Source organism: Aestuariimicrobium ganziense, from assembly GCF_015352975.1.
GTDB lineage: Bacteria > Actinomycetota > Actinomycetes > Propionibacteriales > Propionibacteriaceae > Aestuariimicrobium > Aestuariimicrobium ganziense.
The window spans coordinates 453,071-471,047 of the sequence record NZ_JACYIZ010000001.1; the positions used below are offsets into that span (position 1 = coordinate 453,071).

Below are 17,977 nucleotides of genomic sequence, written 5' to 3' on the forward strand. Positions count from 1 at the left end.
CGACGTCGAGTGGCACCCGATCAGCCTCACCGACCAGCAGGGCACAGTCGACGTCTCGATGCACCAGCGGACGATGCGTCCCGGCTTCGAGATCACCCGACAGTGGGTGTGGTTCCACGACTCGATCAACCGCACGGCGGGCACACTGCGCGCCGAGGGCGACAGTTTCGTCGTGGTCAAGCCCGCGAGGACGATGGTCGGCTCGCGCGAGCCCGCGGGCAGCACCACGGGTCGGCTGATCAAAGTTGCTGACCGGGGCCTACGGGACGATGACCTTCAAGCGCTGAGCCCGCCCGCCCCTCACTCTCAGTCCTCGTCGGGATCGAACTCGACCACGCCGCGGCGCATGGCGCTGATCACGTCACGGCAGCGGCGGCGCAGGTCGCCCGGGCCGGCAGCGTCGGCGACCTGACCGGCGAAGTCGACCACCTGGCGCACCCAGCGGACGAAGTCGCCGGCGGGCAGGCCCGAGGTGTACAGCACCACGTCGAGTCCCGCTCCCCCGGCCCAGGCGTGGGCCGCCTCGGCGAAGCCGATGTCGGGTTCGGGGGCACGGTCGAGCTTGAAGTCGCGCTCGACGAGGCTCACCCGACGCCAGGTCTGGCGCACCAGTTGCCCGGCCTGCTCCGAAGTGCGGTCGGGCATCCGGGCGATCCGGGCGTGGTCGACCCGACGGGCCTCGTAGACGAAGGTCGACAGCACCGCCGCCAACTGCGGCACGTCGAGGTCGTCGAAGGCACCGTCACGCAGGCTCTCGGCGGCGACCAGGTCGAGTTCGGAGTAGATGCGCTGCAACCGCAGCCCCTCGGTGGTCACCACGTCGGGATCCTCCGCGTCGAGGTAGCCCAGGCTGACCAGCACCTGGCAGATCCGGTCGAACCTCACCGCGATGGTGTTGGTGCGCCGGGCCATCCGCTCGGACAGCTCGGTGTGCTTGCGCTCCAGCCGCATCGCCCGCTCGGCGAACCTGGCATGCGACTCCCGGTCGGGGCAGGCATGGCAGGGGTGTTGGCGCAGCGCCCTGCGCAGCCGGTCGACCTCGCGGGCGACCTCCTCGTCCCGATCGGGACGAGACCGGGCCGGGGGCTCGGGTTGCAGCAGCGAGAGCCGGTCGAGCAGTGACGCCGCCAGTGACTTGCGCGCCGGGGCCGACTTGGGGTCGAAGCGGCGAGGGATCCTGATCCGGCCGACGCTGGCGGTGGGGGTCGGGAAGTCCTTCAACGTGAGCCTGACCAGGTCACGCTTCTCGGTCATCACCAGCGGGTGCGGTTCGGCGTCTCGTCCCCGCCCGGGGTCGACGACCGCCGCCCAGCCACCGTGGCGACCGTGCGGCACCCAGATGATGTCGCCCGGCTCGAGGGCCAACAGGGCACTCAGCGACTCGGCCCGGTGGTCAGCCTTGCGTCCCCGAGCCGCCTCGGCCTCGAGCCTCGACAGTTGCTCTCGCAGCCGGGCGTACTCGGCGAAGTCCCCCAGGTGGCAACTGGCCGACTCGAGGTAGCCGGCGATCGCCTCCTCATCCCGGTTGGCCTCGCGTGCCATGCCGACCACGGTGCGGTCGGTCTGGAACTGGGCGAAGCTCTGCTCGAGCAGGCTACGGGCCTGGGCACGTCCCAGGCGGGCGACCAGGTTGACCGCCATGTTGTAGGTCGGGGCGAACGAACTGCGCAGCGGGTAGGTGCGACGCGACGCCAGTCCGGCCAGGGCCCTGGGGTCGATCCCGGCCTGCCAGAGCACGACGGCATGGCCCTCGACGTCGATGCCGCGCCGGCCCGCTCGTCCGGTCAGCTGCGTGTACTCACCGGGGGTGATGTCGGCGTGGGTCTCGCCGTTGTACTTGACCAGCTTCTCGATCACCACGGTGCGGGCGGGCATGTTGATGCCCAGGGCCAGCGTCTCGGTGGCGTAGACCACCTTGATCAGCCCGGCCTCGAATCCCTCCTCGACCACCGCCTTGTAGGCGGGCAGGATGCCGGCGTGGTGCGCAGCGATGCCGCGGGTGAGGGCCTCGACGAAGGTGTCGTGGTCGAGGGCGCGTCGTTCGGCGTCGTCCAGCCCGCCAGTGTGGCGGTCGACGATCTCGCGCAGTTCACGCGCCTCCGCGGCGTTGGTGAGCCGGATGCCGCTGCCCAACAGCTGCCTCACGGCACCGTCGCAGCCCTGGCGGGAGAAGATGAACACGATCGCCGGCAGCAGGTCGTGGCTGCGCAGCACCTCGACGGTTGCGTCTCGGCGTGGAGTCAGACTGGGACGACGGTCACGCTCGTCACGGCCTCGTCCACCGTCACGACCACGGTCGTGGTGGGCACCGCCGAAGCGGCCCGAGCCGTGGTGCACCTCGCGACGACCCCGCCCGCTGCGACCGCGTGGGCGTCGGGCGTCGTCTCGGACGGCACGGGTCTCCTGCTTCGACAGGGTGAGCAGTTCGGGGTTGACGTCGGGGGCGCGCGTCGCCGGGAGCGCCATCTCGGTGGGCGCCTGGCCGTCGAACAGGTCGAGCAGCCGCCGCCCGGCCATCACGTGCTGGTACAGCGGCACCGGGCGGCGTTCGGAGAGCACGACCTCGACCCGGCCACGCACCTCGGCCAACCAGTCTCCGAACTCCTCGGCGTTGCTGACCGTGGCCGACAGGCTGATCACCTGCACCTCGGGGGCCAGACCGAGGATGACCTCTTCCCAGACCGCACCGCGGAACCGGTCGGCCAGGTAGTGCACCTCGTCCATCACCACGTAGCCGAGGTTGCCCAGCGTGGTCGACTCGGCGTGGATCATGTTGCGCAGCACCTCGGTGGTCATCACCACCACCTGCGCGTCACCGTTGATCGAGGTGTCACCAGTCAGCAGCCCGACCCGGTCGGGCCCGTGGCGCTCGACCAGGTCGTGGAACTTCTGGTTCGACAGCGCCTTGATCGGGGTGGTGTAGAAGCACTTGCGGCCCAACTGCAGGGCACACCAGACCGCGAACTCCCCCACCACCGTCTTGCCGGCGCCGGTCGGGGCGGCGACCAACACCCCCGCACCGTCCTCGACCAGCCGGCAGGCCGCGAGTTGGTAGTCGTCGAGTTCGAACTCGTAGCCGGTGACGAACGCAGCCAGCAGCGGCCCGTGGCCGGACGTGGTCTCGCTCACGCTGGCCGCACCCGCTCAGGGACCAGCGGGCGCGGGCGGACGACGTGCAGCGCGCCGGGGACGGCCTCGATGGTCAGCGGTGGCACCCCGAGCACCTCGCCGTCGCCCTCACCGAGCATGCCCTCGCCGTCGATCCGGATGCTGTGGGCCCGGATTTGGCGCACCGCGGGGTGCCGGACGAACGAGCCGTCGAACAGCCGGGGCAGCAACCGCAGCAGGGTGCCGCGAGTGACCGGGCTGACCAGGGTGATGTCGAGCAGTCCGTCGTGCACGTCGGCGTTCGGGGCGATGCGCATGCCGCCACCGAAGTACACCGAGTTCGAGACCGCCACGACCATCGCCTGCTGAGTCGAGGTCTGGCCGTCGATCGTGAGCTGGTAGCGCATCGGTGAGAACCTGGCCAGTTCATGCAGCGCGTGCCAGACGTAGGTCAGTGTGCCGAGTTGGGCCACCGACTGGCGCACGGCCTGGCTGACGACGGCGTCGTAGCCGGTGCTGACCGTGCAGCCGACCCAGGCCTGCTCGACCCCGTCGGCGAGGTCACCGGTGACCCGGTTGAGGTCGACGGTGTCGATGGTGCCGTGGGCGGCGGTGTGCGGGGCCCGGCGCAGGTTGAGCGGGATGCCCAGCCCTCGGCAGAAGTCGTTGCCGGTGCCGGCCGGGATGATGGCCAGGGGCACCGGGGTGGCCGCGCAGGCGTTGATGCCGATGTGGGCCATGCCGTCGCCACCGACGACCACGAGCAGGTCGCGCGAGATCCCGTCGCCGTACAGGTCGGGCTTGGCCATGGCCCTTTCGACAGCGGCACGACAACGCGCGACGGACTCGTCATAGCTGGCAGTGCGCTCGACGGTGATCGGAGCCTGCGGGGCCACTTGGCGCAGTTGGGCGACGATGCGTGACAGCGCCCGGCCGGCACGGCCTCGTCCGGCGGCGGGGTTCACGACCAACGTGATGCCGGTGGCCTCCTGGCTGCGCATGGCGTGTGGCCGACTGGCTCAGTCGACGCTGACGCGGTCGTCGGCCAGCACGATCTCGTCACTCCGGCTGGCCACGGCCTTGTCGTGGGCCTTGCAGATCAGTTCCGAGACCAAGTACATCAGCACCATCGGCAACGCCAGGGCCAGCATGGCGAACGGGTCGACCGAGGGCGTGGCGATCGCAGCGAACACGAAGCACGAGAACACAGCCACGCTGCGCGCACGGGCCAACTGGGTGGCCTTGACCACGCCGATCATGTTGAGCGCCACCAGCACCACCGGCAGCAGGAACGACAACCCGAACACCAGCAGCATGCGCAGTTCGAACGCCAGGAAGGTGTTGAGGTCGTTGAGGTTGAGGATGCCCTCAGGGTTGAAGTTGAGGAGTACTGCGAAACCCTTGGGGGTGACGATGTAGCCCAGCGCCACGCCCATCAGGAACAGCGGGATCGCCGAGCCCAGGAAGCGCACGGCGTACTTCTTCTCGTTGGCCAACAGGCCGGGCACGATGAAGGCCCAGAACTGGTAGAGCCACACCGGGCAGGAGGCGATCAGGCCCGCCACGCCGGCGATCTTCAGCATGAACATGAAGCCGCCGGTCAGTTCCTTGATGATCACCTCGGACTGGGCGCCCGGATTGGATCTCTTGTAGGACTCGATCGCGGTGTCGATCGGCCACATCACGACCTTGGTCAGGTCCTTGTGGAAGACCAAGCCGATCGCCGTCATCAGCACGATGGCGATCGCCGAGATGACGACCCGGTAGCGCAGCTCCTTGAGGTGGTCGACCAACGCCATGGTGCCGTCGACAGTCGGCGCCGGCGGGGTCAACCACCCCAACTTGAGCTGGTGCAGCCTGAGGGCCATCGGGACGACCAGCCTCAGATCTTGGCGTTGCCGTCGGGGTCGACCTCGCCGACCGGACGAGCGGGCGCGTCGGCGCGGGGGGCCTCGACCCGGTCAGCGGCGCGGGCGGCCTCGGCCGCCTCAGCCTCGGCAGCAGCAGCGTCCTTGGCGGCCTTGTCAGCCTTGTCAGCCTCACGCAGCCCGCGGGTCTCCTCCTTGAACTCGCGGATCGCGCGTCCGGTGCCCTTGCCGACACCCGCGAGGCGGCTGCCGCCGAACAGCAACAGCGCCACGGCAAGGATGATCAGCAGCTCAGGCCATCCGAGTCCAAACATGTCCAGCTCACTTTCCCCGGCCGGGGGTCCGGCCAACAGTTCTTCGGCGGTCGTGCGACCGTCATGGTCATCGTACGTTGCCCAGCAAAGTACGCCAGGGCCTCGTCAGCGTGGCGTCTCGAGCTGGGCGAGCAGTTCCTGCAGTTCCTCGGCGCGCTTGCCCAGCATCTCGATCTCCGAGCCCAGGTCGGCTGCCTTGTGGGCCAACCAGACTGCATAGCTGATCACCATGATCAGCCCGCCCACGGCGATGCCGAGGAAGATGAAGACCCACACCATGGCGACGACCCTACAGCCCCGCCACGCCCTGCTGCAGGGCCAGCGCCTCGGTGGCCAGTTCACGGGCCATGGCCGCGGCCTCGGGCGGCTCGGTGCGCCTGACCCCCTCAGCCAGGGTCAGCAGCTGGCGGGTCACCCACTGCGGGTCGACCACCCGGAAGCTGGCGACCACGGTGCCGTCGTCGGTGCGCCGGACCGATTCGGTGGGGTCGTACTCGACCACCCACGCCGCCTCAGGGGCCAGTTCCAGGGTGACGTCACTGGCGCCGACCACGTCGTCGAACCAGCCGGTGGCCATCGGCGGCAGCTCTTTGTGGTCGTCGGCGGCCTCGTCCAGCACCTCGACCTCGGCAACCCTGTCCAGCCGGAAGGTGCGCCAGTCGCTGCGAGCCAGGCTCCACCCGCGCAGGTAGGCCACACCGTCACGCAGCACGATGGCGGCCGGGTCGACCTCGGGTCGGGTGGTCTGCCCCCGGTTGAGCCCGTCGTAGGTGAGCCTGACCCGTCGGCGCGCCTCGATGGCCTGCTGCAACTGGTCGCGCACCGCCTCGGGGCCGCCGGTGATGCCGACAGCCACCGGCGCGGCGGCGTTCTCACCGGCCAGTTGCTCGAGCTTGGCCAGGGTGGAGGCCACCACCTGGCGCTGGTCGCCGGTGGCGAGTTCTGCCAGCACCGAGACCGCCACCCGCAGGCTGAACACCTCGTCGGCGGTGAACCGCATCGGTCGTGACAGGTACTCGGCGTTGGTCAGGTTGATCACGCCCTCGGACTCGACCAACTCCATGTCGACCTCGATCAGGTCGCCGGGCAGTCCCCCGGGAAGCCCGCACATCCAGGCGACCTTGAGGTCACGCAGCAGTTCGGCCTCGCTGACCTGAAGGTGGGCGGCCACGTCGGCCATCCGGCTGCCGGGATGGGCCTGGAGGTAGGGAATCAGGTTGAGCACCCGGGCGACCTGGTCGAACGACTTCACGAGGAGCTCCCCTCGTCGGCCTGCGCCGGGTGCGCCTCGAGCACCCGCTGCAGGTGCTCGGCGTGGGCCCGCACCAGGTGGTCGGGTTCGACCACGGCCACGTGCGGCGCGGCGGCAGCCAACTCCTGCACCATGGCGTGGGTGCGCACGTAGGGCACCCACCACAGCTCGAAGCCCTCGGGCAACCGTGCCGCGAGGCTCTCGGGCACATCGTCGGCCGAGACGGCTCGTCCGCGCCGGCGAAGACCCGGGGCGTGCTCGCCGCGGATCGCGACCAGGGCCTGCCCTGACTGCTCCTGGTCGTCGACAGCGACCCTGGTGTCGACCTGCTCGGGAACGGTGAAGGCCCCGGGCTTGCCGACGAGTTGGGGTGCGGAGGTGATCCGGCTGATCTTGAAGGTGCGCCGCTCGCCGCGTCCGCGGTCGAAGCCGATCAGGTACCAGGCACCCGAGCGCAACGGCATGGCCCACGGTTCGACGGTGCGCACCTCGTCGCCGCCGCGGTAACGGAACGCGACCGCCTGCTGGGCCAGGAACGCGTCCTTGACCACCTCGAAGGCCGGGTCGGGAGCGTTAACCACCGGTTGCAGCGCCGCCAGGCGTGACGAGTCGGGGTCGACACCCGCCGCGCGCAGCTTGGTCAACGCCATCCGGGTCGACTCGGCCGAACTGGCCTGCTGCCATACCTGGGCGGCCAGCCCGAGCACAGCCGCCTCAGCCGGGCTGAACTCCATGGCTGGGAGTTCGAAGTCACTGCGTGGGATCCGGTAGCCGACCGCATCACCGTGGAAGGACTCGTGGCTGCCAGTCTCGATCGGCACCCCCATGGCGCGCAGGTCGTCCTTGTCGCGCTCGAAGGTGCGTTCGAAGGCGGCATCACTGAGGTCGCGGTAGCCCTCGACAGTGGTCCGGATCCGCTCGCGGGTGAGGAACTGGCGCGACCCGAGCAGCATGATGGTGAGGTTGACGATACGTTCTGACTTGCGTTGCGACATCTCCACCACCCCTCCGTGGGGGAAGGCTAGCAGCGCTGCTCAGACCCGACGGAAGGGGCGCGCTGGTGCCATCGCAGACCCGGGTCACCGGGCCCGGCCGCTACGCCCCGACCCCCACGTCAGACCTGCACCTGGGCAACCTGCGCACCGCGGTGATCGCTTGGGCGCTCGCCCGCCGGAGCGGGACTGGGTTCGTCCTGCGGGTCGAGAACCTCGACCAGCAGCGGGTGGCTGCCGCCCCTGCCGTCGCCCAGCGGCAACTGGACGACCTGACCGCGATCGGCCTGGACTGGGACGGCGAACCGATGGTGCAGAGCCGCCGGCTGGAGGCCTACACCGAGGCCGTCGCGCGTCTGGACACCTATGAGTGCTTCTGCACCCGGCGCGACATCGCCGAGGCGTCGCAGGCCCCCCACGACGGTCACCGCCCCTACCCGGGCACCTGCCGCGACCTGACCGACGACGAACGGGCTGTCCGGCGGCTGACCCGGCCACCGGCGCTGCGGGTGCGAGCCGCAGGCGCATCGCAGCAGGTGTTCGACCTGTTCGCGGGTGAGGTGACCGGCGAGGTGGACGACTTCGTGGTGGTGCGTGGTGACGGCACCCCGGCCTACAACCTCGCGGTGGTGGTCGACGACCTGGCCCAGGGCGTGCAGCACGTCACGCGTGGCCGTGACCTGCTGGAGTCGGCACCTCGGCAGGCCTGGTTGGCGCAGCAGCTGGGCGGTGGCGGGCCAGACACCTGGGTGCACCTGGGCCTGGCGCTCAACAAGGAAGGCCGACGTCTGGCCAAGCGCGACGGGGCGGTCAGCCTGGCCGATCTCGCCGCGACCGGGGTCGGGCCGAGCGAGGTGTTCGCGATGCTGGCGGCCTCATGGGAGGCGGAACTGCTCACCTCGGCGCAGCAGTTGCTGTCGATGGACGAGGTGCCCTGGCAGCGACTGCTGGCCGCAGCGGCGCGCGACTGGGTGCTCTGAGCCTCAGGAGGCGGGCGTCTGGGCGAACAGGATGTCGACCACGAAGGCCAGGCTCTCGCCGGCCGGCAGGCCCCGCTCCTCGTTCCCCTTGGGGTAACCCAGGGCCGGGGGCACCAGCAGCAGCACCCGGCTGCCGATGGTCTGCTTGACCAGACCCTGTTTCCAGCCTTCGATCAGGCCCGACAGGGCGCCGGTCTCCGGGCCGGTGCTGTAGCTCTCGGCCAGCACCTTGCCGTTCCAGTCGACCATCGTGTAGTTGACCATGACGATGTCGTCGGCGACGATGGCGCGACCCTTGCCCTTGATCAGCGGCTGGACGACCAGGTCGGACGGCTTCGTGGCGTCGCCGATGGCGATGGTCGGGGCCTTGCTGCCGTTGTCGGTGACCTTCGGCAGACCATCCTTCGGGGCGACCGTCTCGCCTGCGGGCGCCTTGTGGCTGACCTGCACCAGGTCGACGACGAAGATGAGCGAGTCGCCGGGCTCGACGCCGATCTCGGGGTTGCCCTCGGCGTAGCCGTCCTTGGAGGGCATCATCACCAGCACCCGGTCGCCGACCCTCTTGCCGACCAGGCCCTTGGCGAAGCCGGTCACCACCTGGTTGAGCGGGAACGCCGAGGTGGACTTGCGGGTGAAGGAGTCATCGAAGCGCTGGCCGGTGCGGGCGTTGTAGCCCGAGTAGTGCACCTCGACGGTGACCGACTCGTCGCGCACCAGGTCGCCCTTGCCGGCGACCAGCACCTTCGACTGGGTCTGCTCGATCGAGATCGGCCACGAGGCCTTGACCGTCGGCATCGTGCCGAACCCGCCGGTCACGGTGATGCCGTTGAGGTTCTTGACCACAGTCGCCCTGCTCGTCGCCGACGCGCTGGCGCTCGTCGTGGTGCTCGGAACGGCGCTGCCCGACCCCTGCGGGGCACCCACGCTGGCTGAGGCGGGCGGCTGGGCAGGGGTGTCGTCCGAGCAGCCGGCCACCCCGAGGGCGGCGGCGCTGAGGGCGGCGAGGGTGAGGCCACGGCGGCTGAGCCGGGCGTCGAAGGTACGGCGGGTCACCCCGCAAGGTTACCTGCCGCCATCGCGACGGTCGAAACGGGCGGGCAGGCCAGTGAAGGCGGACGAGGTGGGCAGCCGCGGTTCGTCGGCCATCCGCTCGATCAAGGCCTCGACCCGTTCGTCCTCGGCACGCAGCGGGTCTGGCATCACCACGGTGCCGTCGGTCAGGTCGCGCACCGAGAAGGTCATCCAGTCGACGGTGTGGCTTCGCCGGTGGCGTTGTGCGGCGGTGATCAGGCGTCCTCGCAGGGCAGCGCGGGTGGTCGAAGGCGGGTGGTCGACGGCGTGGGCCACGACCTCGTCGTCGAGCAGCCGCTCGACCTCACCGGCCTGCTCGAGACGGGTGAACAGCCCCTGCCCAGGGCGGATGTCTGAGAAGGCAAGGTCGACCTGGGCCAGCCGCGGGTCGTCGTCGGACAGGTCGTGGCGTTCGGCGTAGCGGCGGAGCAGCCTCCACTTGACTGCCCAGTCGATCCGGGTGTCGATCAGTTCGAGGCGGTCGTCGGCCAACGCTTCGACGACCTGGTCCCACCGCGCCAGGGCGTCCGCCAGGGTCGGGTCGTCGGCGCAGTGGGCGACCCGGTCGCGGATCCGAGCCAGCAGGTCGAGTGCACTCAGTTCGGCGCCGGTGTCCAGGACGACCACGGCTCGTCCGCTGCGACCCTGGGCCACCTCGCGGATCGCGGCCGGGGGGTCGGCCAGGGCCAAGTCGGTGAACCGCTCGCCGGCCTCGATGGCGCGCAGCACCAGTTCGGTGGCGCCGAGTCGCAGGAGCAGTGTGGACTGGCTGAGCGTGGAGTCACCGACGATCACGTGCAGCCGGCGGAAACGCTGAGGGTCGGCGTGCGGTTCGTCGCGGGTGTTGATCATCGGCCGGGACCGGGTGGTGGTCGACGACAGCGGGTCCCACATGTGGGCGGCGCGCTGGCTGAGCCAGAACCCGCCGGGACGACCGTCGCGAGCACGTACCCAGACCCCGGCTCCGCACAGCAGTTGCCGCACCACCAGGAACGGGGTCAACGCTGCGGCGTGGTCGCGCAGTGGGGTGTCGCGGCTGACCTGGTAGTTCTCGTGGCTGCCGTAGGAGTTGCCGTGGGAGTCCAGGTTGTTCTTGTGCAGTTGCACCCTGGCGCTGCTGCCGTCGGCGGCCAGTTGCTCGACGCAGCGGTCGGCCAGTTGCGACATGATCGCGTCGCCGGCCCGGTCGTGGGCGACCAGGTCGAGGATCGAGTCGCACTCGGCGGTGGCGTACTCGGGATGGGAGCCGACGTCGAGGTAGAGCCGGCCACCGTTGCGCAGGAACACGTTGGTGGTCGCCGTGGTGGTGGTGACCGGGCGGAACAGCAGTCGGGCAGCCTCGTCCGGGCCGACCCGCCGCGGCCGGGCTGCCGGGTCGTCGCTGAGCAGCGTGAGCGAGAGTCCGTACTCGGTCTCGATGCCACGCACCCGCCTGGGCAGCCACTGGGTCACGAGGTCACCGGCCTCACTGCTGGACGAGGTCGAGCAGGGCTCCCAGTTCTTCGCGGGTGAGTTCGCGGGTCTCCCCCACCTTGAGTTGGCCGATCCTGACCGGGCCGACCGCGGTGCGGCTGAGCTTGCGCACCGGGTGGGCGACCGCGTCCATCATCCGGCGGACGATCCGGTTGCGGCCCTCGTGCAGGGTGATCTGCAGCAGGGTGCGCGACTCGCCCCGCTGGACGACCTTGACCTTGTCGGGGCGCACCGGTCCGTCGTCGAGGGTGACGCCCTTCTCGAGGCGGCGCACCACCTTGGCGTCGACGACGCCCTCGACCTCAGCCAGGTAGGTCTTGGGCACCTCGTAGCTGGGGTGGGCCATCCGGTGGGCGAACTCCCCGTCGTTGGTGAGCAGGATCAGCCCCTCGGTGTCGGTGTCGAGGCGCCCGACGTGGAACAGCCGGTCCTTGCGACGGCCGAGGTAGTCGCTGAGCGTGGGACGACCTTCGGGGTCGTCCATGGTCGAGACCACGCCGCGGGGCTTGTTGAGCACCAGGTACTGGTGGCGTCGCGCGGTCGGGATCCGTGACCCGTCGACCCGGATGACGTCCTTCTCGGGGTCGACCCGCATGCCCATCTCGACCACCACCTGGCCGTTGACCTCGACCCGGCCCTCGCAGATCAGTGCCTCGCTGGCCCGGCGTGAGGCGAGACCGGCCTGGGCGAGCACCTTCTGCAGGCGCACCCCCTCGGCCTGGTCGTGCAGTTCGTGATCGGTCATCGCGGGTCCTCCGGTGCGCTCTGGTCGGTCTGGGGCTCGTCGGTCTGGCTCTGGTCGGTCTGGTCGCTCGGCCTCGAGGCTGCGGCCACTCGGCCGAGTTCCTCCTCGAGGTCGGTGGCATCGGGTAGGTGCGGGGCGAGTTCGGGCAGTTCGGTCAGCGACTCCAGACCCATCCGCTCCAGGAACAGGTCGGTGGTGCGCAGCACAGCCGCTTGACCGCGCTCGTCCTGGCCGGCCTCCTCGACCAGACCGCGGGCGAGCAACGTGCGGACGACGCCGTCGACGTTCACGCCACGCACCGCCGAGACCCGGGAGCGCGCGATCGGTTGCAGGTAGGCGATCACGGCCAGGGTCTCGAGTGCGGCCTGCGACAGTCGGGCGTGCTGGCCCGACAACACCCAGGTGCCGATCAGGTCGGCGTGCTCGGGGCGGGTCCACAACCTCCAGCCGCCGCCGACATGGCGCAACTCGAAGCCTCGTCCGGTCTCGGTGTAGAAGTCTGCGAGGCTGCTGCAGGCCTGGTCGACCACCTCGACCGGCACCTGCAGGGCCTCGGCCAGGGTGATGCTGGCGGTGGCTTCGGTGGCCATCAGCAGCAATGCCTCGACGGCCGGTTCGATCGCCTTCGACTCGTTCATCGTGCCTCCTCGGCCAGGACGGGCTGGTCGAACTCGTCCGAGATGGTCAGCTCGGTCTCGTCGTCGCCGCTCCAGCGGATGGTGAGTTCCCCCAGGGGGGTGAGTTGTTCGAAGGCCACCACCGACTCGCGGAACAGTTCCAGCAGGGCCAGGAACCGGGCGACGGTGGTGACCACGTCGGCGTCGTGCACCAGCGCCCGGAAGGTGGTGGTGCCCAGTCGGCGCAGCTGGCCGACCAGCCACCTTCCCTCCTCCTGCACGCTGACCGCGCTGACGTGCAGGTGCTCGAGCGCGACGGTGGCCACCGGCTGCGGGGTCAGGGCCCGGGCGGCGATCTCGGCGAGCCGCTCGGGGCTGACCAGGGTCACTTCGGGCATGAGGGCGGCGAACTGTGGCTCGAGTCCGCCGGGGCGGGCCATTCGCGCGGCCTCCTCGCCGAGGCGGGCGGCGAACCAGGCCGAGACCTGCTTGAACGCGCGGTACTGCAGCAGGCGCGCGAACAGCAGGTCGCGGGCCTCGAGCAGGGCGAGGTCCTCGGGGTCCTCGACCTCCCCCTGGGGCAGCAGCCTTGCGGCCTTGAGGTCGAGCAGGGTGGCCGCCACCACCAGGAACGAGCTGGTCTGTTCCAGGTCCCACACCGGGCCGGCGGCCTTGACGTGGGCGATGAACTCGTCGGTGACCCTCGACAGGGCGACCTCGGTGACGTCGAGCTTGTGCCGGCTGATCAGCTGCAGCAGCAGGTCGAAGGGCCCTTCGAAGTTGTCGAGTCGAAGGACGAAGCCGCCGACCGCCTCGCCCGCCAGGTCGGTCGGTGCGGCGGGGGTGGTCACGGCTGGCTCAGCCGGCGCACCAGCTCCGAGGAGTCCCCGTGCTCGGCGAGGTCGGCCAAGGCCATGTCGATCGCCTCGCGGACGAGTCGTCCGCGGTCGACGGCGATGCCGTGCTGACCGCGCAGGTCGAGGCGGGCCTGCTCTAGTCCGAGCAGTTCTGCAGAGGAGACGTAGACGGTGATCTTCTCGTCGTGGCGCACTCGACGGGTCGGGCCGGTGGGCTCGGCGTCCGGGTCAGGCGCACTCGACCGGGCCCGGGTTGTCGGTTTGGCCTGCTCGCCACGGAACAGTTCCGAGGCGCCGGGCAGGTTCACTCGCCTCGGCATCGGAACAGCACCTCCTTGGCGAGGTCGCGGAACGCGTGCGCCCCGGGCGAGCTGGGCGCGTAGGTGGTGATCGGCTCCCCGGCGACGGTGGTCTCGGGGAACTTGATCGTGCGCCGGATCACGGTGTGGAAGACCACGTCGCCGAAGGCCTGCACCACCCGCTCGAGCACCTCGCGCGAGTGCAGGGTGCGTGAGTCGAACATGGTGCCGAGGATGCCGAGCAGTTCCAGGTCGGGGTTGAGCCGGTCCTGCACCTTGCTGATCGTGTCGGTGAGCAGCGCCACCCCGCGCAGGGCGAAGAACTCGCACTCCAGCGGGATGATCACCTTGTCGGAGGCCGTCAGCGCGTTGACCGTCAACAGGCCCAGCGACGGCGCGCAGTCGATCAGGATCACGTCGTAGCGGTCGCGGACCCGGTCGAGGACGCGTCCCAGGATCTGTTCGCGGGCCACCTCGCTGACCAGCTGCACCTCGGCAGCCGACAGGTCGATGTTCGAGGGCAGGATGTCGAGGCCGTCGACGCTGGTCGGCGAGATCACGTCGTCGATCTGGGTGTTGCGCGACATCAGCAGGTTGTAGATCGAGGTCTCGAGCGTGTGCGGGTTGACCCCCAGCCCGACCGACAGCGAGCCCTGGGGGTCGAAGTCGACCAGCAGCACCCGCCGGCCGGTCTCGACCAGGGCCGCGCCCAGGTTGATGGTGGTGGTGGTCTTGCCCACACCGCCCTTCTGGTTGCACATCGCGATGATGGTGGCCCGTTTGGGTCCGGAGGCCGGAGGCTGCGGGTCGGGCAGGCCGGGCAGCGGACGACCGGTGGGGCCCAGTTGGTCGGCAGGCGTCGCCTCGTCGATCTCGTCCAGCGGGGTGGGCACGGTGAACAGCACCTCGGTGCCCTCGGGGTGGGGTGTCTCCACGACATTCCTTCCTGGGTCGGCCGCCCAGTCATGGCGGCCGTCCGGCTCGCGGTCAGCCTAGTATGCGCGCGGGTGAGAGGTCAGGTAGACCTCACGAAGATGCTCGACGGTCACCTTGGTGTAGATCTGGGTGGTGGTCACCGAGGCGTGGCCGAGCAACTCCTGCACCACCCGGATGTCGGCTCCCCCGTCGAGCAGGTGGGTGGCGAAGGTGTGCCGCAGGCTGTGCGGGCTGACCTCGACCTCGAGCGCGGCGGCGGTCGCGTGGCGTTGCAGCACCGCCCACGCGCTCTGGCGTGACAGCCGGCCCCCGCGAGAGTTGAGCAGCAGTGCCGGGGTGGCCCGTGCCGCGCGCGACGCCCAGCCGGGACGGCCACGTACCAGCCATGCGTCCACGGCCTGCCGGGCATAACTGCCCAGCGGGACGACGCGCTGCTTGTCGCCCTTGCCGAGCAGCCGCAGCCCCAGGTCGTCGTCGGCCAGAGTGCGGGTGACCTCGTCGACGTCGAGGGCGCAGACCTCGCTGATCCGCGCCCCGGTGCCGTAGAGCAGCTCGAGCAGCGCGGCGTCACGCAGCCCGTCGACCTCGCTGGTGTCGGGGGCCTGCAGCAGCCGGGTGACCTGGTCGAGGGTGAGCGCCTTGGGCAGGCGCTGCTGCAGTGAGGGCACCCGCACCTCGGCGGCGGGGTCGTCCTCGCGGAAACCGTCGTCGACGGCGAACCGGTGCAGGGTGCGCACCGCGACCACCGCGCGGTTGGTGCTGGCCGGCGCCAACGCGGGGTGCTGCTCGTCCCCCTCGGCCAGCCAACGGGCGAAGCTGACCACGTCGTCGGTGGTGACGTCACAGACCCGCGTGCGTCCGCGGCCGGCGAGGTGGGTCAGGTAGCGGTCGAGGTCGCGACGGTAGTTGCTGATGGTGTTGGACGACAGCCCGCGCTCGACCTGCAGGTGGTCCAGGCACGCCCGCACCCAGCGGGTCAGTTCATTCGCGGCGGGCGAGCTCATCGAGCAACTCCACCAGACGCGGCCGCTGTGCCGCGCGAGCCGGCCACGGCGAGTCGGGGGGCAGCAGCGTGGTGCCGCTGGATCGGGCAGCCTTCACCGCGAGCACCCCGGCGATCAGCGAAGGGCTGGAGAGTCGTCCGCCCAGGATGCCGGCGACCAGGTCGTCGAGGTGGTGCCAGGCCAGGCCCATCAGTCGTTCCTCGCCCTCGAGCACGAACCCCTCGGGGCGGGCAGTGGGTTGCAGGCCCGTGGCCAGGAAGACCCGGATCTGTTCCATGCTTCCGCCCGGCGACAGGGCCACGTCGGCCAGCACCGCCCAGTGGTCGGCGGCCAGTTCGGCCTCCTCGGCGAGTTCGCGCCGGGCCGCAGCCCACGGGTCCTCGTCGGGACGGTCGAGCAGTCCGGCCGGCGGCTCGACCATGGTCATCCCGGCCGGGTGGCGGTACTGGTGCACGCAGGCCACCCGGTCGTCGGCGTCGATGGCGATGATCGCCACCGCCCCGGGGTGGCCCATGTACTGGCGGCGCATCGTCTCGGTGTGGCCGTCGACGGTGAGGCTGAACTCGTCCTGGACGAAGGTCGAGATGGCACCTGCGGCGAGCACCTGGTGGTCGTGCCGATCGACCTCGGTGACCTGGTCGGCCGGGGCGGGAACGTGGCTCATCCGCGTCCTTGGTGGCGGTCGAGGGCGGCCCGGACGAGCCCCGCGAACAGCGGATGGGGGCGGGTGGGTCGGCTCTTGAGCTCGGGATGGGCCTGGGTGCCGATGAAGAACGGGTGCACGTCGCGGGAGAGTTCGACGAACTCGACCAGGTGCCCGTTGGGGCCGGGTTCGGGTGAGGTGCCGCTGAACACCAGACCGGCCTGCTCGAGTTGGTCGCGGTAGGCGTTGTTGACCTCGTAGCGGTGGCGGTGCCGCTCGGTGACCGAGGTGCTGCCGTACAGCTCGGCGGCCAGCGACCCCTCGACCAGGGTGGCCGGGTAGGAGCCCAGCCGCATCGAGCCGCCCAGGTCGCCGCCGCCACCGACGATCGCCAGTTGTTCGGCCATGGTGGCGACCACAGGGTGCTCGGTGTCGGGGTCGAACTCGGTCGAGGCGGCATCGCCGACGCCGGCCAGGTTGCGTGCGGCCTCGATCACCATGCACTGCAGGCCCAGGCACAGCCCGAGCAGCGGGATGCGCTGCTCACGGGCGTAGCTGATCGCGCCGAGCTTGCCCTCGACCCCGCGGATGCCGAACCCTCCGGGCACGCAGATGCCGTGGACGTCACCGAGGTGCTCTTCGGCTCCCTGCGGGGTCTCGCAGTCGTCGGAGGCGACCCAGCGCAGGTTGACCCTGGTGCGGTGGGCGAAGCCACCGGCACGCAGTGCCTCGGTGACGCTGAGGTAGGCGTCGGGCAGGTCGATGTACTTGCCGACCAGGGCGATGGTGACCTCGTCGGTGGGGTTCTCGACCCGGTCGAGCAGGTCGTTCCACACGGTCCAGTCGACGTCACGGAAGGCCAGGTTCAGTCGACGGACCAGGTAGGCGTCCAGTCCCTCCTGGTGCAGCACCCGGGGAATGGCGTAGATCGAGGAGGCGTCCACGCAGGGGATGACGGCCTCCTCGTCCACGTCGCACATCAGCGCGATCTTGCGCTTGATGCTGTTGGCCAGCGGGCGGTTGGCGCGGCAGACGATGGCGTCGGGCTGGATGCCGACCTGACGCAGGGCTGCCACCGAATGCTGGGTCGGCTTGGTCTTCATCTCCGCCGCCGGCCCGATGAAGGGCACCAGCGAGACGTGCAGGAAGAAGACATTGGCGCGGCCCACGCGCTGGCGCACCTGCCGGGCGGCCTCGAGGAAGGGCAACGACTCGATGTCGCCGACGGTGCCGCCGACCTCGTGGATCACCACGTCGACGTCGTCGCCGGCCATCGACAGCATCCGGTCGACCAGTTCGTTGGTGATGTGAGGGATCACCTGCACGGTGTCACCGAGGTAGTCACCGCGCCGCTCACGGGCGATCACGGTGGAGTAGACCTGTCCGGTGGTGACGTTGGCGTCGCGGCCCAGGTCGACGTCGAGAAAGCGCTCGTAGTGGCCGATGTCGAGGTCGGTCTCAGCCCCGTCCTCGGTCACGAACACCTCGCCGTGCTGGAACGGGTTCATCGTGCCGGGGTCGACATTGAGGTACGGGTCGAGCTTCTGCATCGTCACCCGCAGTCCGCGCGCCACCAGCAGGCTGCCCAGGCTCGACGCGGTGAGCCCCTTGCCCAGGGACGAGACCACGCCTCCGGTCACGAACACGTGCTTGGTCTGGGCCCGGGCCCTCTTCATCCTGGAGTCGTCCACGGACTCCGATCCTGACACGCCCACACGGTGGCTGGCGAACCGACGGCGCACTCGTCACGCAGATGTAACGTCGAGCCTATTCACCCAATGCACCCTCCGGCAGCGTTCGCGCTGGTCAGGGCTGTCA

General features: G+C 70.2%; 17 protein-coding genes and 1 pseudogene. 1 reads left to right on the forward strand and 17 read right to left on the reverse strand.

What is annotated here, in order from left to right:
- Window positions 1–306 precede the first annotated feature (306 nt).
- The 7 genes and pseudogenes from IE660_RS02230 to IE660_RS02260 all read right to left on the reverse strand — a co-directional run bounded on the left by IE660_RS02230 (window position 307) and on the right by IE660_RS02260 (window position 7,537).
- Window positions 307–3,129, reverse strand: a complete 2,823-nt coding sequence (locus tag IE660_RS02230; protein WP_328701803.1) for a DEAD/DEAH box helicase — start codon at window positions 3,127–3,129, stop codon at window positions 307–309.
- Window positions 3,126–4,109 carry a diacylglycerol/lipid kinase family protein gene (locus IE660_RS02235; RefSeq protein WP_203566670.1) on the reverse strand — a complete coding sequence of 328 codons (984 nt, stop codon included), beginning with the start codon at window positions 4,107–4,109 and terminating at the stop codon, window positions 3,126–3,128. The genes IE660_RS02230 and IE660_RS02235 overlap by 4 nt, the downstream gene beginning before the upstream one ends.
- Before the next feature lie 18 nt (window positions 4,110–4,127).
- Window positions 4,128–4,976: a twin-arginine translocase subunit TatC gene (tatC, locus tag IE660_RS02240; RefSeq protein WP_203566671.1), complete on the reverse strand. Its 849-nt coding sequence runs from the start codon at window positions 4,974–4,976 to the stop codon at window positions 4,128–4,130.
- Window positions 4,977–5,086: 110 nt separating this feature from the next.
- A pseudogene (gene tatA / locus IE660_RS02245) lies at window positions 5,087–5,290 on the reverse strand (twin-arginine translocase TatA/TatE family subunit); the annotation flags it as partial.
- A gap of 105 nt (window positions 5,291–5,395) precedes the next feature.
- Window positions 5,396–5,569, reverse strand: coding sequence for a hypothetical protein (locus IE660_RS02250; RefSeq protein WP_203566673.1), 174 nt, complete (start codon window positions 5,567–5,569; stop codon window positions 5,396–5,398).
- A gap of 10 nt (window positions 5,570–5,579) precedes the next feature.
- Window positions 5,580–6,542 carry a helix-turn-helix transcriptional regulator gene (locus tag IE660_RS16310; RefSeq protein ID WP_203566674.1) on the reverse strand — a complete coding sequence of 321 codons (963 nt, stop codon included), beginning with the start codon at window positions 6,540–6,542 and terminating at the stop codon, window positions 5,580–5,582.
- Complete coding sequence (locus tag IE660_RS02260; protein WP_203566675.1) at window positions 6,539–7,537, reverse strand: helix-turn-helix transcriptional regulator; 999 nt, start codon at window positions 7,535–7,537, stop codon at window positions 6,539–6,541. The genes IE660_RS16310 and IE660_RS02260 overlap by 4 nt, the downstream gene beginning before the upstream one ends.
- 65 nt (window positions 7,538–7,602) lie before the next feature.
- On the opposite strand from IE660_RS02260, the gene gluQRS reads away from it, so the two are divergent.
- Complete coding sequence (gluQRS, locus tag IE660_RS02265) at window positions 7,603–8,514, forward strand: tRNA glutamyl-Q(34) synthetase GluQRS (RefSeq protein ID WP_328701804.1); 912 nt, start codon at window positions 7,603–7,605, stop codon at window positions 8,512–8,514.
- 3 nt (window positions 8,515–8,517) lie between these two features.
- Here the strand turns inward: gluQRS and IE660_RS02270 are convergent, their stop codons facing one another.
- The 10 genes from IE660_RS02270 to IE660_RS02315 are packed head-to-tail and all read right to left on the reverse strand — an operon-like array spanning window position 8,518 to window position 17,835.
- Window positions 8,518–9,567: an FKBP-type peptidyl-prolyl cis-trans isomerase gene (locus tag IE660_RS02270; RefSeq protein WP_203566676.1), complete on the reverse strand. Its 1,050-nt coding sequence runs from the start codon at window positions 9,565–9,567 to the stop codon at window positions 8,518–8,520.
- A gap of 9 nt (window positions 9,568–9,576) precedes the next feature.
- Window positions 9,577–11,037, reverse strand: a complete 1,461-nt coding sequence (gene pafA, locus IE660_RS02275; protein WP_328701805.1) for a Pup--protein ligase — start codon at window positions 11,035–11,037, stop codon at window positions 9,577–9,579.
- A gap of 13 nt (window positions 11,038–11,050) precedes the next feature.
- Window positions 11,051–11,803 (reverse strand): pseudouridine synthase, encoded by a 753-nt coding sequence (locus IE660_RS02280; protein ID WP_203566677.1) that lies wholly within the window; start codon window positions 11,801–11,803, stop codon window positions 11,051–11,053.
- Window positions 11,800–12,441 carry an SMC-Scp complex subunit ScpB gene (gene scpB, locus IE660_RS02285; protein ID WP_203566678.1) on the reverse strand — a complete coding sequence of 214 codons (642 nt, stop codon included), beginning with the start codon at window positions 12,439–12,441 and terminating at the stop codon, window positions 11,800–11,802. The genes IE660_RS02280 and scpB overlap by 4 nt, the downstream gene beginning before the upstream one ends.
- On the reverse strand, window positions 12,438–13,271 hold the full coding sequence (locus IE660_RS02290) for a segregation and condensation protein A (protein ID WP_203566679.1): 834 nt from the start codon (window positions 13,269–13,271) through the stop codon (window positions 12,438–12,440). Before IE660_RS02290 ends, scpB begins: the two co-directional genes overlap by 4 nt.
- Window positions 13,268–13,597 carry a hypothetical protein gene (locus IE660_RS02295; RefSeq protein WP_203566680.1) on the reverse strand — a complete coding sequence of 110 codons (330 nt, stop codon included), beginning with the start codon at window positions 13,595–13,597 and terminating at the stop codon, window positions 13,268–13,270. The genes IE660_RS02290 and IE660_RS02295 overlap by 4 nt, the downstream gene beginning before the upstream one ends.
- Window positions 13,582–14,511 carry a ParA family protein gene (locus IE660_RS02300; RefSeq protein ID WP_203566681.1) on the reverse strand — a complete coding sequence of 310 codons (930 nt, stop codon included), beginning with the start codon at window positions 14,509–14,511 and terminating at the stop codon, window positions 13,582–13,584. Before IE660_RS02300 ends, IE660_RS02295 begins: the two co-directional genes overlap by 16 nt.
- Window positions 14,512–14,568: 57 nt before the next feature.
- The gene (locus tag IE660_RS02305; protein WP_203566682.1) at window positions 14,569–15,516 is read right to left on the reverse strand and encodes a site-specific tyrosine recombinase XerD; all 948 of its coding nucleotides are present in this window, start codon (window positions 15,514–15,516) and stop codon (window positions 14,569–14,571) included.
- Window positions 15,494–16,180 (reverse strand): NUDIX domain-containing protein, encoded by a 687-nt coding sequence (locus tag IE660_RS02310; RefSeq protein WP_203566683.1) that lies wholly within the window; start codon window positions 16,178–16,180, stop codon window positions 15,494–15,496. Before IE660_RS02310 ends, IE660_RS02305 begins: the two co-directional genes overlap by 23 nt.
- Window positions 16,177–17,835 carry a CTP synthase gene (locus IE660_RS02315; RefSeq protein WP_203566974.1) on the reverse strand — a complete coding sequence of 553 codons (1,659 nt, stop codon included), beginning with the start codon at window positions 17,833–17,835 and terminating at the stop codon, window positions 16,177–16,179. The genes IE660_RS02310 and IE660_RS02315 overlap by 4 nt, the downstream gene beginning before the upstream one ends.
- Window positions 17,836–17,977: the final 142 nt, after the last annotated feature.

Excerpts from the sequence above, each read along its gene's own strand:
- IE660_RS02295 (WP_203566680.1), bottom strand. The coding sequence starts at position 13,597 with ATGCCGAGGCGAGTGAACCTGCCCGGCGCCTCGGAACTGTTCCGTGGC.
- IE660_RS02280 (WP_203566677.1), bottom strand. The coding sequence starts at position 11,803 with ATGACCGATCACGAACTGCACGACCAGGCCGAGGGGGTGCGCCTGCAG.
- IE660_RS02260 (WP_203566675.1), bottom strand. The coding sequence starts at position 7,537 with ATGTCGCAACGCAAGTCAGAACGTATCGTCAACCTCACCATCATGCTG.
- IE660_RS02250 (WP_203566673.1), bottom strand. The coding sequence starts at position 5,569 with ATGGTGTGGGTCTTCATCTTCCTCGGCATCGCCGTGGGCGGGCTGATC.
- IE660_RS02305 (WP_203566682.1), bottom strand. The coding sequence starts at position 15,516 with ATGAGCTCGCCCGCCGCGAATGAACTGACCCGCTGGGTGCGGGCGTGC.
- IE660_RS02315 (WP_203566974.1), bottom strand. The coding sequence starts at position 17,835 with ATGAAGAGGGCCCGGGCCCAGACCAAGCACGTGTTCGTGACCGGAGGC.
- IE660_RS02310 (WP_203566683.1), bottom strand. The coding sequence starts at position 16,180 with ATGAGCCACGTTCCCGCCCCGGCCGACCAGGTCACCGAGGTCGATCGG.
- tatC (WP_203566671.1), bottom strand. The coding sequence starts at position 4,976 with ATGGCCCTCAGGCTGCACCAGCTCAAGTTGGGGTGGTTGACCCCGCCG.
- IE660_RS02235 (WP_203566670.1), bottom strand. The coding sequence starts at position 4,109 with ATGCGCAGCCAGGAGGCCACCGGCATCACGTTGGTCGTGAACCCCGCC.
- scpB (WP_203566678.1), bottom strand. The coding sequence starts at position 12,441 with ATGAACGAGTCGAAGGCGATCGAACCGGCCGTCGAGGCATTGCTGCTG.